Consider the following 11,648-nt stretch of genomic DNA (forward strand, 5'->3'; position numbering starts at 1 on the left):
GTGGCGGATTCCGTCAATGGGGGTAATGTCGAAAATAAAATAAAATTTTGTTGCACCGCATCTTTGCTTGATCGAAGGCAAAAAAAATCCCTGAGAATGCCATTCTTAAAACAGAATTCGCCCAAGGCTCACAATTGCACAGTTGTCCCAGGTTGCGGCGCAGCCTCTTCGCGAATGGGCAGGTGAACCAATGCGGCAAACAGCCCCAGTCCCACGCCGAACCACCACACATCGTCATAGGTTCCCATGCGGTCATAGAGAAAGCCGCCCATCCACACGCCCAGAAAAGAGCCGAGTTGATGGGACAGGAAGACCAGTCCACCCAGCAGGCCGAGATGGCGGGTGCCAAACATCACCGCGACAAGCGCATTGGTGGGCGGCACTGTCGAGAGCCAGAACAGCCCCATGATGATCGCGAAGATCACCACGGAAACGGGCGATTGCGGCAAGAGCAGGAAGGCGGTGACGGCAATGGAACGCCCCAGATAGATGGCTGCGAGAATGAGACGTTTTGGAAGCCGCTGCCCAAGAGCGCCAGCCGCCAGCGACCCGACCACGTTGAAAATGCCGATCAGCGCCATGGCGATCACCGCATAGCGGGGCTCAATGCCGATGTCGCCCAGATAGGCGGGAAAATGCGCGGTGATGAAGGCAATCTGGAAACCGCACACGAAAAATCCGCTGGCCAGCAACAGGTAGCTGCGGTGGCCAAAGGCCTCGTGCAGGGCCTCGCGCATGGTTTGCTCGCGTTCGCTGGCGGAGCGTTTGCCGGATGCGGCATTGCCGCGCAGGGGATAGGACAGGAGCGGCACCAGCAGCATGAGGATGCCGAGCCAGGTCAGCCCATCCGACCAGCCCACATGCGCGATCAGCGCCTGCGAGAGCGGGGCGAAGAGAAACATGCCCGCCGAACCGGCCGCCGTGCCGATGCCGAAGGCCAGAGAACGCTGCTGTGGTGTAACGTGGCGGGCAAAAGCCGAAAGAATAATACCGAAGGAGCCTGCCGCTACGCCAAGCCCCACCAGCAGGCCTCCGCCAATATGCAGCCACAGGGGTGCGGTGGCATGGGCCATGACCATCAGGCCCGCCATGTATAAAAGGGCCGATAGTATCAAAACCCTGGCTGTGCCGTATTTATCGGCCAGGGCGCCGAAAAACGGTTGCCCCAGACCCCAGGCAAGATTTTGCAGCGCCATGGCCAGTCCGAAGGTCGAACGGTCCCAGCCGGTATCCTGCAACATGGGCAATTGAAAAAAGCCCATGGAAGAGCGCGGCCCAAAGGTCAGCATGGCAATCAGCGAGCCGCAGATAATCAGTGGCAGCGGCAGTGAGGTGGCTTCGGTCTTGCGCATGGTGGTACTCCCTGGCGCCACCATGGCGGCAAGCGGCGATCGCGGCAAATGCAATTTTTTCAACGGTCCATCAATGGCGCTTATATCCCCGGAATGGAGGGAGAAAGTGCGCAGGGCGCTTTTCCATGGCCGGTGCATACGGCGAGAGGCCATGCGGTTTTGATGGTAAATCGTTCGTTCGTTTACAAATTATTATCCATAACAATTGGTTTTTGACGCAGGGCACAAATCAGTTTAGCCAGAGAATTGCGTCTCGCCTGTGCCGTGTATCGGACGCACAAACAATAACCAGGTCAGACAGGGGTTTTCCATGACGAGCGTGTCTTCTACCGCAGCGTCCATTCTCTCTTCCTATACGTCCTCCTCATCTTCCTCCAGCCTCGATACGGATGGCGACGGCGTCGTCTCCGCAACCGAGCTTGCAGCGGCAGGTGTCAGCCGCACGCAGGATCCGACCGTCCTGACGGAAAATGCGGCCACCAGCGCCGGTTCGCAGCTTTCCGGCGGCCTCGCCTTGCTGCTGGCCGAAGATTCGTCTTCCACCAGCGCCTCGCAATCGTCCATGCCAGCCATGCCGTCTGCTGAAGATCGCTTCAACGAGATGGATGCCGATGGCGACGGCAAGGTTACTGAAAGCGAATTCACCGCCGCAGCGCCCGAAGGCGTTTCGGAAGAGGATTCGGCCAAGCTGTTTGCTGAGCTGGACACCAGCGACGCCGGCTATCTGACGCAGGACCAGCTTTCCGCCGACCAGCCGCAGGGCCCTCCCGGCCCGCCGATGATGCAGGGCATGTCGCTTGCCGAAACGCTGTCTTCCAGCGATAGCGACGATGATAGCGATACCATTTCCATGGATGACGTGTTCGAGCATATGCGCGCTGTCATCGATGCTTACCGCGCCAATGAAAGCACGAGCAGCACGGCTGCAAGCACGGCGACGTCCGAGCAGGCGGCCTGATCAGGGTTTGTTACCGACGGTTCGGCAATCACGGATGTGTTGCGCCGGATCCCGCCATTCCTGTTCGATGCGCCACGCGATGAACTCGTGGGGCATCCATTTCCTGATTTTCATAGGTTTTCTTGCAGGGCGAACACAAAGGGCGCATTGCCGTCTGCATCCTGCCCGCGGCCCAGAGCCCGAATGGCCGCAACAAGCCGCCCCTGCCGTCCCAGCATCGCGTCGGCAAATTCGATCAGGCGGATATTGGGCGTGGCAAAGGGCGATGACCGGCGCAAACGCTGCGCGATCTCTTCATCATCCTGCTTTGGATAAAGGCAAAGACTGGCAATGACGGCAGCCGCCGGAGAACGCGAAACCCCCATCCAGCAATGAATGAGCAGCGGCGTGGCCTGATTCCAGCTTTCGGCGAAGGCGATGATCTGCCGCACATGGTCCTGCTGCGGGGCGATCAGCTTTCCTGTTCCCGCAAAGCTTATGTCGTTCATGTGAAGTTTGAGATGGCGCGCGGCATCGATGACGGCGGGTCGGTGAAAATCATGGTTTTCCGCCATGAGGCTCAGCATGTCGCGTGCGCCGTGGCGTACGGCCATTTCGGCAATTCTCGCCAGCGGGCTGACAATGATGAAACTCATGCGGTGCCGGCTTTCTGCTGTTGCCGCATGGCTTCGAGCATGGCAAAGCGGCTGGCAAACAGCGCTTGCGCCTCCACTGCGGGAAGCGGGGTAATCGAAAGCATGGAGCCGTTGATATTGCGCGGTTGCCCGAAAAACCTCCGCGCTTCTTCCGGCGTGAAGCCGGCAAGCTCCGTTGCCTCGAAGAAGGCTGCGATGCAATCGGCTTTCTTGATAAGCGATTTCAGCGTTGCAGACGGATGGGATGGCAGGCCGAAGCGCAGGTGGATGGCGGCTTCCAGCCGTTTCTCCACCGTTTTGTAACCACCGCCGACAACCGCCTTGAAGGGCGAAATCATATCACCGATCACATATTCCGGCGCGTCATGCAGCAATGTCATCATCCGCTCTTCAGCACCTGCGCGGGGATTGGTGGCGGTAAAAATCTCCTCCACCACCACACAGTGCTGGGCTACGGAAAAGGCATGGTCGCCATGGGTCTGGCCATTCCAGCGCGCCACGCGGGCAAGGCCGTGGGCAATGTCGGAAAGCTCCACATCGAGCGGCGAGGGATCCAGAAGGTCAAGCCTGCGCCCGGACAACATCCGCTGCCAGGCGCGTGGCGGCACGGAACCGGCCACTTATTCCTCCTCCGCCGCCAGCGGAAACGACAATCCGCTCCAGTCGGGCAGGGCAAGCGTCACAGCCACATCGCCAGCCAGCACGGCCTGGCCGGATGCCATTGCTTCTCCCGCCCTGTCAATGCGCAGGATCGCAAGGCCCTGTTTGCCCGCCACACTGCCGAGCGCGCCGAGCGGTCGGTTCTTGGCGGTCAGGACCGTGCCGGTTTCAGGCAGGTCGGTCTCGCCGGTGACAACCACTACGCGACGACGCGCCGTCTTGCGGTGATGCATCCGGGAAACCACTTCCTGCCCGACATAGCAGCCCTTGCGGAACGACACGCCGCCATTGAGATCAAGAAGGGCATCATGGGGAAAGGCATCCTGAAGCGGATAATCACGCCCCGCTTCGGCAATACCATGCGCAATTCTCAGGGCAGTGTAGGGGCTGGTATCCTCATCCCCATGCGCCCCGGCCAGACGGTAAAGCGTCATGCCGGCGGCAGCAAAACGGGCATCCTGCACCGCTCCTTCCGCCGCTTTCTCATTCCATACCACGGTGATGCCATCTGACTGTTCCGGGGTAATGGTCACATCGGCGCGGAGCTTGTACAGCGTCAACCGGCGAACAAGCGCCTCGACCTCGCCAGCCGTTACCTCGATCAGGAAATCCTCGCCGTTACGCCAGACAAGGAAATCGAACAGGATCTTGCCCTGGGGTGTCAGCAGGGCAGCGGGCCGGGCCTCACCGGGCACAAGACCGGCAAGATCGGCGGTGACAAGATTGTTGAGAAAATGCGCTGCGTCCCGCCCGGAAAGGCGAATCAGCGCTCTGTCACGCAAGACGATGGCTGGCATGGCATGTCGCTCCTGAAGGGATCTGTGCTGCCTCAATCTCCGGCGGAAAAGAATTTCCACTGGCCGTTCGGAGCAATGCCGATGCGGAAGAAATTGTAATTGCCATATTCGAGCATGTTTTCGAAATCGCCAGCCGTCACAAGGCGCATAAGCTCCACCTTTTCCGGTGCGCTCAGCGTGTTCAGCGGCTTTTCGGCAAAATAGGGCCAGACATAGGCTTCATCCGGCGTACCGGGATTGACATGGGCAAAGCCGGTGGACAGGACGTCCAGAATGATGGCAAGCACTTCAAGCCCATCCGGATCGCCGGAAACGCTCTTGATGTTTTGAATGGGGTCGTTGCCGCCATCTTCGCCAAGCGCCAGTTCCGTGCCACCGCTGCCGGGGGTGATCAGCGCGCGCAATTGCTCCAGATCACCGGATGCAGCGGCTTCCACCAGCTTTTCGCGCATCTTGCGCACCGGCTCGGGCGCCTTGCTGATGTCGTAGATCACTTCGACCGGCGGATTGGCCTTGGCGTCGGCAGCCGGTTTGCTTCCGGATTGGCTGTTCTGCACCGGCTCAGGCGCGGGCAGGGTGGTGGCGCCGGTGGCAGGCTTTTCGGCAGGGGCTTCCGGCGGCTTGTTCTGTCCCTGAAGCTCGGAAAGCGCCATGGAGGGCGTGGCGCAAAACAGCGGAAGGGCGGATACCAGCCCGGCGGACAAAAGCATGGAACCGGACCTTGCAAGGCCCTTCAATCGTGAACGGAGCATGGAACTGCCTCTTACTGGATGATGCGCGGCGGCGAGAACTCACCGGCCAGCATACGCGCGCGCAACGATTCGAGCATGGCTTCCGCGCCATCTTCGCCATGGATGCGAATGGTTTCACGCATGGCAAGCGCAATGGCCGCATCCGCGATGATCTCCGGCTCGATACCGTCGGCCATGCCGTCGGCCCAGGCCTCATTCTGATATTCGAGGGCAGCCTGCATCTTTTCATGAACGATCATGTCGTCAATCTCGTTGCGGCGTGGTTCCATTACTGCATTCCTCGAAGCGTCTCGAATTACTCAACCGTTAAAGACTTTATCAGTCTTTTACCAAAACGACATGGCCCGAAGCTGGAACAGGTGAATTATTGGTTAATTCCCAAAGCGCGCGGTCATTTCATCAACAAGTGTTGCGCCTTCGGCACGATACTGGCTTTCTGCCATCCGCGCTGCCGATGTGCAAGTGGTGTGCACCGCCGCAAAAGCCCTGTATCCCCGGTTGAAGGAGGCGGTCAGCGCTTCCTTTCGCAGGGGTTCGTTTTCGGCGTCTTCCTCGATCAGTTTTTCCATGGATGCGCGCCATTGCGGCTCGGAATCCGCGCCGCAGAGATTGCGCAGATAGGTGACGGTTCCGAGCACTTCCGCCAGCCGGTTGAGCTGCGAATCATAGGGTGTCGCGGTCGGACTTTCCGTAGGCGCCGAATCGGGAACGGGCGATTGCACAGCCGTGGGCGGTATCGTCGCAGACATCAGGCCTGTAGCGGCAAACAGCATGACAATAAGTTTCTTCACGATCTATCCATCGAGTGACAGGTGGGCCATCCGCGCCTGCATCATGACTTGCGCCTTGCCAGAACCTCGCAACATTCCAGGACGCTGGCGGGCATGGGCAATTGCCTCACCTCTTCCAGCGTGAACCAGCCGAGCGCACCGGCATCGCTTGCCGCCATGGCTTGCGTGCCGTCATCTGCAACGGAAACCAGAAAGACGGACAAAAGAAAATGGTGATTCACATTTTCGGCTGTGTCAGGTTTCAACTCATATGTGGCAAACAGTTCAGGATTATGGCCGATCAGCCCGGTTTCTTCCTGTAATTCCCGCAGGGCCGTTTCAGCGGGCGTTTCGCCTGCTTCCCCCTTGCCGCCGGGGAAGGCGTAGAGATCGGCAGAGGGGGGTGCTGATCGTTTGACCAGCAGAAAACGGCCATCGCGAACCACAATGGCGGAAGAGGCCGGTCGGGGAAGTGTCATGTCCATGCTGTGAAATTCCTTGACCCATGCCGGGGTGGCTGCCACACAAGGCTTATGTGCGGACGTTTTGCCCTGATAGCGCCAGTCGATCAAGTGCGCGAAGCCTTCAACCTGATGGACGGGCCAATCGGCATGTCTGCCCACGGCGTGGGCGATATTTTCAAGGGCTATGCTGCCCGCTACAATATCGCGCCCACCCAGCCCATTCTGGCCGTCGCGCAAGCGCCCTCACGCCTGCCCGGCAGCAATTTGCCGGACCGGCAGGCCTGCCTGTTGCGATGGGGTTTTCTGCCGGCCTGGGTCAAGGACCCCCGCGATTTTCCGCTCATCATCAATGCGCGCGCGGAAACGGCGCAGGAAAAAGCCTCTTTCCGCGCCGCCATGCGGCATCGGCGCATCCTCATTCCCGCCAGCGGTTTTTATGAATGGCGGCGGCCGCCGAAGGAAAGCGGGAACAAGCCGCAGGCCTATTGGATACGCCCGCGAAGCGGCGGGCTTGTTGCCTTTGCAGGCTTGATGGAAAGCTTTGCATCCGCCGACGGCTCGCAACTGGATACCGGCGCCATCATCACCACGGCGGCCAACGAGGCATTCCGGCCGATCCATGACCGTATGCCGGTGGTGATCGAGCCGGAGGATTTCAGCCGCTGGCTTGATTGCCGCACTCTTGAGCCGCGCGATGTGCAGGCTTTGATGCGCCCGCCGCCGGATGATGTTTTCGAGGCCATTCCGGTTTCCGATCGCATCAACAAGGTCGCGAATATGGGCCCGGACGTTCAGGCGCCCGTCACGGCGGTTGATGCGCCACCCGCCGTCGGGACATCAGGCAAGAGCGATGACCAGCTTTCCCTGTTTTGAGCATTTTCAGGAAAAGTGGAAACCGGTTTTCGTCCGAAAATGCGTAAAAACAAACAGTTCAAGCGGTCATGCCGCCTTTTTCGCGGGCTTGCGCTTCAGCATCAAGGCTGCGGCGATCACGGCCTTGAGGCCGATCGGGTGGTATTGGCTGTCCAGTTCGGGCTTTGCCGGTGCGGTGTCTTGCTGGCTCGGGTTTGTCATTGTCGGGCTCCTCAAGGTTTCCTCGTTCCTTTCCTGCCGGTCACAAGGGGAGGAAAGGCTCATATCGCTTTTCTTTTTGCCATTGCCGGAAGCGGGTGAATCGCTGCGCATCTCCGGTAACGGTTCTGTGACATGCGGGAAGAGTGATGCCTGAAATCGGGCCGAGGCAACTTAATTTAAATCAAAGCCATACATCTTTTGTGATAGGGCGCCTGCCTGTGCAACCTCTGAGGCGCCAGACCATAATCCGACCGGAGTGAGCCGAGGATCGACAGGATCCGTTTTTCCTGAAAATGCTCTAAAGTCCGCGGTCCATCGCTGCGCCGTTGCTGTCATGCGGCTCTTCCACGGTCAGCGTGCCGTATTTGCGCTTCCAGGCGCGCGCTCCCAGGGGCAGGGAGAGGAGATAGAGGATGGCGGTGGCGGAGAGGACTTCCCATGTGTAGCTCATCAGCAGTGCCACATAGAGAACCACGCAAAGGGTGAGCGGCAGCACGAGGTCGCGGCGCACCTTCTTTTCGGATTTGCCGGACCATACCGGTAGACGGCTGACCAGCAAAGCGGCGATCAGCACGGTATAAACAGCACAGGCAACGCCAACGGCTGGCGTAATCGGCAGGCCAAGAAAGCCCAGATAGACCGGCAGCATGACAAGAAGGGCACCGGCCGGTGCCGGTACGCCGACAAAATAGGCTGATTGCCAGGGCGCCTTGATGCCGCGCTCTTCCATGACATTGAACCGGGCGAGGCGCAGGCCTGCTGCAATGGCAAAGATCAGCGCGGCAATCCAGCCGAAGGAGCGGGCCTGATCGAGAATGAAAATATAAAGAACAAGGCCGGGGGCAACGCCGAAATTGACGATGTCGGCCAGCGAATCCATCTGCGCGCCGAATTTCGAGGTTGCCTTCATCAGCCTTGCGATGCGCCCGTCAATGCCGTCGAGAAAGGCGGCCACCAGAACCATGCCGACGGCCAGTTCGAAGCGTCCCTCAAAGGCCAGCCGAACGCCCGTCAACCCGGCACAAATGGCCAGAACCGTAATGAGGTTCGGCACCATGAGGCGCAGGGGTATTTCCCTCAGGCGCGGCCCACGGGAGGCATCGCTTGCAGCGCTTGCGGCGGTATCGGGCGTATCCGGCGTCATGAAACTTCCTCAGCTACGGCGGCTGATGATCGGCCCCTTCGACGAGCCATATTCGGCAATCACCGTTTCACCGCCCACCGAACGCTGACCGATGGACACGCGCGGTTCCGCACCAGCCGGAAGGTATATGTCGAGCCGGGAACCGAAGCGGATGAGGCCAAAACGTTCACCGGCGTCCAGCAACTGGCCGCTTTCGCTCCAGCAGACGATGCGGCGGGCCACCAGTCCGGCAATCTGCACCACGCCGAGTTCCCCGCGCGGACCGTCGATGACGAGGCTGTTGCGCTCGTTATCGGCGCTTGCCTTGTCCAGTTCGGCATTGACGAATTGTCCTTCGCGGTAAACGCTGCGCAAGATGCGGCCGCGCACGGGGGCACGGTTGATATGGGCGTCGAAGACATTCATGAAAATGGAAACGCGCAGCATCGGCTCTGCGCCAAGCTGCAATTCTTCCGGCGGCGTGACCATCTGGATCGAGGATACCCGGCCGTCGGCAGGGCTGATCACCAGATCGTCGTCCTGCGGGGTTGCCCGCTCCGGATCACGGAAGAAATATGCGCACCACAGCGTCAGGATCAGCCCGATCCAGAACAGCGGCTTGAAAAGCCACCCCAGCACGACCGCCGCAAGGAAGAAGGCGATGACAAAGGGATAGCCTTCCTTGTGGACGGGAACGATGGTGTTTCTGATGGTGTCGAACAAGGACATCAGTCCGATTTCTCCTGATAGCGCCGCAAGGCTTCACGGTCGGTGAGGCTGCGGTAATGACGTCTCCGGCAGGCCAGCCCGTTCAGGGCAGATACCGGCAGGAATGATTGCGGGCACAAGGCCCGCCTCAGGGTGAGTAACCCGAAAAAGTCCGGCGGGCAATGGCGCAGCCTTCGCGATTCCCTGAATTTGCCTCGGGTCGATAGAGCTGACTGCGTGCTTCACATGGCTGGCGGTTGGCGAACGACGATGCCGAGATCGTCGCTCTCACGCACCTGCCGCAAATGCTCCTCTGCCTCTGTTGCCTCGCGCTGCCGGTTCCACATGGAGGCGTAAAGGCCGTTTTGCGCCAGAAGTTCCGAATGTGTGCCCCGTTCGGCGATTTCTCCCGCCCTCAGCACGATGATTTGATCGGCATTGACGACGGTGGACAGACGGTGGGCGATCACCAGCGTCGTGCGGTTTTTCGAAACGACATCGAGTGCCGCCTGAATCTCCTGCTCGGTCGTGGTGTCGAGCGCGGACGTGGCTTCATCCAGAATGAGAATGGGCGGGGCTTTCAGCACGGTGCGGGCAATGGCAACACGCTGCTTTTCGCCGCCGGAAAGCTTCAGGCCCCTTTCCCCCACGAGTGTCGCAAAGCCCTGCGGCAATTCGCGAATGGTGCGGCCGACCTGGGCTATGTCGGCGGCGGCTTCAACGTCCGTGTCGCTGGCATCCGGGCGGCCATAGCGGATATTATAGGCAATTGTATCGTTGAACAGCACCGTATCCTGCGGCACCATGCCGATGGCGGCGCGAAGCGAGGCCTGGGTTACGGTGCGAAGGTCCTGTCCGTCGATGGTGATCATGCCTTGCTGTACGTCGTAGAAGCGGTAAAGCAGCCGGGAAATGGTGGATTTTCCAGCCCCCGACGGCCCGACGACCGCCACTGTCCTTCCCGCCGGGACGGTGAAGGAAATCCCTTTCAGGATCGGGCGGGCCGGATCATAGGCGAAACGCACGTCGGTGAAGACGATCTCGCCCTGGGCAACAGCGAGAGGTGCGGCGTCTGACCTGTCCTGCACCTCCGGAGCCACGTTCAAAAGATCGAACATCTGCTCAATATCGGTAAGGCCCTGGCGGATTTCGCGATAGAGCATACCGATGAAGTTCAGCGGAACGGAAAGCTGCAACAGCAGCGCGTTGACGAAGACGAAATCGCCGACCGTCTGCTGGCCCTGCTGCACCGCGAGCCCGGACATGACGAGCATCACCGTCATGCCGACGCCAAAGATCAGCCCCTGGCCGAAGTTCAGCCAGCCAAGCGAGGTCCATACCTGGGTTGCCGCCTTCTCATATCGCGCCATCGAGGCATCGAAGCGGCTGGCTTCCATGGTCTCGTTGCCGAAATATTTGACGGTTTCGAAATTCAGCAGGGAATCGATGGCCTTGACGTTGGCATCGGTATCGCTGTCATTCATCGAGCGGCGAATGGCAATGCGCCAGTCGGATGCCTTTACGGTGTACCAGCAATAGAAAATGACAGTCAGCGCGGTGACGAGCAGATAGGAAAGCCCGTAGGCCCACCAGAAAATCGCAGCCGTCAGCGCAAATTCCAGCACGGTGGGAATGGAATTGAGGATCGTGTAACGCACGATGGTTTCAATGCCCTTGGTGCCGCGCTCGATAATGCGTGACAGGCCGCCGGTCTTGCGTTCCAGATGAAAGCGCAGCGAAAGCGCGTGCATATGCACGAAGGTTTTATAGGCAAGCCGCCGCACGGCATATTGCCCGACACTGGCAAACAGCGAATCGCGAAGCTGGTTCAGACCCCATTGCACGAGGCGCGCCAGGTTATAGGCAATGACCAGCATGGTTGCCGAAAGCATGAAGCCCGGCAGAAGATCCTTTGCATCCATTCGCCCGTTCAGCGCATCGGTTGCCCATTTGAAGAAATAGGGCACCAGCATCAGCACCAGCTTGGCAATGACCAGAAAGAGGCTGGCCCAGATGACGCGGTTTTTGAGATCTTGCCGTTCAGAGGGCCACATATAGGGCCAGAGATTGACGATGGTGCGCCATGGATTGCTGGAATCGGCCGAAACCGTCTTGCCTTGCCGTTGCATGATCTGTCCATTGAATGCGCCGCGCGCCAACCCTGCACGGCAAAAAAAGAAGCGGCCCGACCGAGCCGCTTTTGACTATCTAATCAACAAACCGCGTTTGTTTCAATCTCTGGAATGGTTCCAAAGTTAAAGCCTGTCGCGATCTTTCAGGTTCGCTCCTGACGCTTTACGTCTTTGTTTTGTCGCATGTCGTTATCGCAAAACCGCTGCACAGTTTTGCGCGGCA

At 59.5% G+C, this 11,648-nt stretch carries 14 protein-coding genes; 2 read left to right on the forward strand and 12 right to left on the reverse strand.

The window, feature by feature from the left end; genetic code table 11:
- Positions 1 to 128: 128 nt before the first annotated feature.
- Positions 129 to 1,352 (reverse strand): MFS transporter, encoded by a 1,224-nt coding sequence (locus T424_RS0100850; RefSeq protein ID WP_027486034.1) that lies wholly within the window; start codon positions 1,350 to 1,352, stop codon positions 129 to 131.
- Positions 1,353 to 1,662: 310 nt separating this feature from the next.
- Between T424_RS0100850 and T424_RS0100855 the strand changes: the two genes are divergently transcribed.
- The gene (locus tag T424_RS0100855; RefSeq protein ID WP_027486035.1) at positions 1,663 to 2,310 is read left to right on the forward strand and encodes an EF-hand domain-containing protein; all 648 of its coding nucleotides are present in this window, start codon (positions 1,663 to 1,665) and stop codon (positions 2,308 to 2,310) included.
- Between the two features lie 110 nt (positions 2,311 to 2,420).
- Here the strand turns inward: T424_RS0100855 and T424_RS0100865 are convergent, their stop codons facing one another.
- The 7 genes from T424_RS0100865 to T424_RS0100895 all read right to left on the reverse strand — a co-directional run bounded on the left by T424_RS0100865 (position 2,421) and on the right by T424_RS0100895 (position 6,403).
- Complete coding sequence (locus tag T424_RS0100865; protein WP_027486036.1) at positions 2,421 to 2,945, reverse strand: tyrosine phosphatase family protein; 525 nt, start codon at positions 2,943 to 2,945, stop codon at positions 2,421 to 2,423.
- Positions 2,942 to 3,529 (reverse strand): HD domain-containing protein, encoded by a 588-nt coding sequence (locus T424_RS0100870; protein WP_037066322.1) that lies wholly within the window; start codon positions 3,527 to 3,529, stop codon positions 2,942 to 2,944. Before T424_RS0100870 ends, T424_RS0100865 begins: the two co-directional genes overlap by 4 nt.
- 36 nt (positions 3,530 to 3,565) lie before the next feature.
- Positions 3,566 to 4,402: a CAF17-like 4Fe-4S cluster assembly/insertion protein YgfZ gene (gene ygfZ / locus T424_RS0100875; RefSeq protein ID WP_027486038.1), complete on the reverse strand. Its 837-nt coding sequence runs from the start codon at positions 4,400 to 4,402 to the stop codon at positions 3,566 to 3,568.
- Positions 4,403 to 4,434: 32 nt separating this feature from the next.
- Positions 4,435 to 5,154 carry a hypothetical protein gene (locus T424_RS0100880; protein ID WP_051558707.1) on the reverse strand — a complete coding sequence of 240 codons (720 nt, stop codon included), beginning with the start codon at positions 5,152 to 5,154 and terminating at the stop codon, positions 4,435 to 4,437.
- Positions 5,155 to 5,165: 11 nt separating this feature from the next.
- The gene (locus T424_RS0100885; RefSeq protein WP_027486040.1) at positions 5,166 to 5,423 is read right to left on the reverse strand and encodes a hypothetical protein; all 258 of its coding nucleotides are present in this window, start codon (positions 5,421 to 5,423) and stop codon (positions 5,166 to 5,168) included.
- Between the two features lie 102 nt (positions 5,424 to 5,525).
- The gene (locus tag T424_RS19890; protein WP_407921369.1) at positions 5,526 to 5,945 is read right to left on the reverse strand and encodes a TIGR02301 family protein; all 420 of its coding nucleotides are present in this window, start codon (positions 5,943 to 5,945) and stop codon (positions 5,526 to 5,528) included.
- 41 nt (positions 5,946 to 5,986) lie between these two features.
- Positions 5,987 to 6,403, reverse strand: a complete 417-nt coding sequence (locus tag T424_RS0100895) for an NUDIX hydrolase (protein WP_027486041.1) — start codon at positions 6,401 to 6,403, stop codon at positions 5,987 to 5,989.
- A gap of 54 nt (positions 6,404 to 6,457) precedes the next feature.
- Here T424_RS0100895 and T424_RS0100900 point away from each other — a divergent pair, with 54 nt between their 5' ends.
- Positions 6,458 to 7,261: an SOS response-associated peptidase gene (locus tag T424_RS0100900; protein WP_027486042.1), complete on the forward strand. Its 804-nt coding sequence runs from the start codon at positions 6,458 to 6,460 to the stop codon at positions 7,259 to 7,261.
- 66 nt (positions 7,262 to 7,327) lie between these two features.
- Here the strand turns inward: T424_RS0100900 and T424_RS23120 are convergent, their stop codons facing one another.
- The 4 genes from T424_RS23120 to T424_RS0100920 form a co-directional block, all read right to left on the reverse strand.
- Positions 7,328 to 7,462 (reverse strand): hypothetical protein, encoded by a 135-nt coding sequence (locus T424_RS23120; RefSeq protein ID WP_269076416.1) that lies wholly within the window; start codon positions 7,460 to 7,462, stop codon positions 7,328 to 7,330.
- A gap of 298 nt (positions 7,463 to 7,760) precedes the next feature.
- A complete protein-coding gene (gene pssA / locus T424_RS0100910) occupies positions 7,761 to 8,606 on the reverse strand; it encodes a CDP-diacylglycerol--serine O-phosphatidyltransferase (protein WP_027486043.1) in 846 nt (281 codons plus the stop codon).
- A 9-nt stretch (positions 8,607 to 8,615) separates the two neighbouring features.
- The gene (locus T424_RS0100915; protein ID WP_027486044.1) at positions 8,616 to 9,314 is read right to left on the reverse strand and encodes a phosphatidylserine decarboxylase; all 699 of its coding nucleotides are present in this window, start codon (positions 9,312 to 9,314) and stop codon (positions 8,616 to 8,618) included.
- A gap of 221 nt (positions 9,315 to 9,535) precedes the next feature.
- A complete protein-coding gene (locus T424_RS0100920; RefSeq protein WP_027486045.1) occupies positions 9,536 to 11,422 on the reverse strand; it encodes an ABCB family ABC transporter ATP-binding protein/permease in 1,887 nt (628 codons plus the stop codon).
- Between the last annotated feature and the right edge of the window lie 226 nt (positions 11,423 to 11,648).

Origin of the sequence: Allorhizobium undicola ORS 992 = ATCC 700741, from assembly GCF_000621665.1 — a bacterium.
Classification (GTDB): Bacteria; Pseudomonadota; Alphaproteobacteria; order Rhizobiales; family Rhizobiaceae; genus Allorhizobium; species Allorhizobium undicola.

Coding starts and splice junctions, on each gene's coding strand:
- T424_RS0100850 (WP_027486034.1), bottom strand. CDS start 1,352: ATGCGCAAGACCGAAGCCACCTCACTGCCGCTGCCACTGATTATCTGC.
- T424_RS0100855 (WP_027486035.1), top strand. CDS start 1,663: ATGACGAGCGTGTCTTCTACCGCAGCGTCCATTCTCTCTTCCTATACG.
- T424_RS0100865 (WP_027486036.1), bottom strand. CDS start 2,945: ATGAGTTTCATCATTGTCAGCCCGCTGGCGAGAATTGCCGAAATGGCC.
- T424_RS0100870 (WP_037066322.1), bottom strand. CDS start 3,529: ATGTTGTCCGGGCGCAGGCTTGACCTTCTGGATCCCTCGCCGCTCGAT.
- ygfZ (WP_027486038.1), bottom strand. CDS start 4,402: ATGCCAGCCATCGTCTTGCGTGACAGAGCGCTGATTCGCCTTTCCGGG.
- T424_RS0100880 (WP_051558707.1), bottom strand. CDS start 5,154: ATGCTCCGTTCACGATTGAAGGGCCTTGCAAGGTCCGGTTCCATGCTT.
- T424_RS0100885 (WP_027486040.1), bottom strand. CDS start 5,423: ATGGAACCACGCCGCAACGAGATTGACGACATGATCGTTCATGAAAAG.
- T424_RS0100895 (WP_027486041.1), bottom strand. CDS start 6,403: ATGACACTTCCCCGACCGGCCTCTTCCGCCATTGTGGTTCGCGATGGC.
- T424_RS0100900 (WP_027486042.1), top strand. CDS start 6,458: ATGTGCGGACGTTTTGCCCTGATAGCGCCAGTCGATCAAGTGCGCGAA.
- T424_RS23120 (WP_269076416.1), bottom strand. CDS start 7,462: ATGACAAACCCGAGCCAGCAAGACACCGCACCGGCAAAGCCCGAACTG.
- pssA (WP_027486043.1), bottom strand. CDS start 8,606: ATGACGCCGGATACGCCCGATACCGCCGCAAGCGCTGCAAGCGATGCC.
- T424_RS0100915 (WP_027486044.1), bottom strand. CDS start 9,314: ATGTCCTTGTTCGACACCATCAGAAACACCATCGTTCCCGTCCACAAG.
- T424_RS0100920 (WP_027486045.1), bottom strand. CDS start 11,422: ATGCAACGGCAAGGCAAGACGGTTTCGGCCGATTCCAGCAATCCATGG.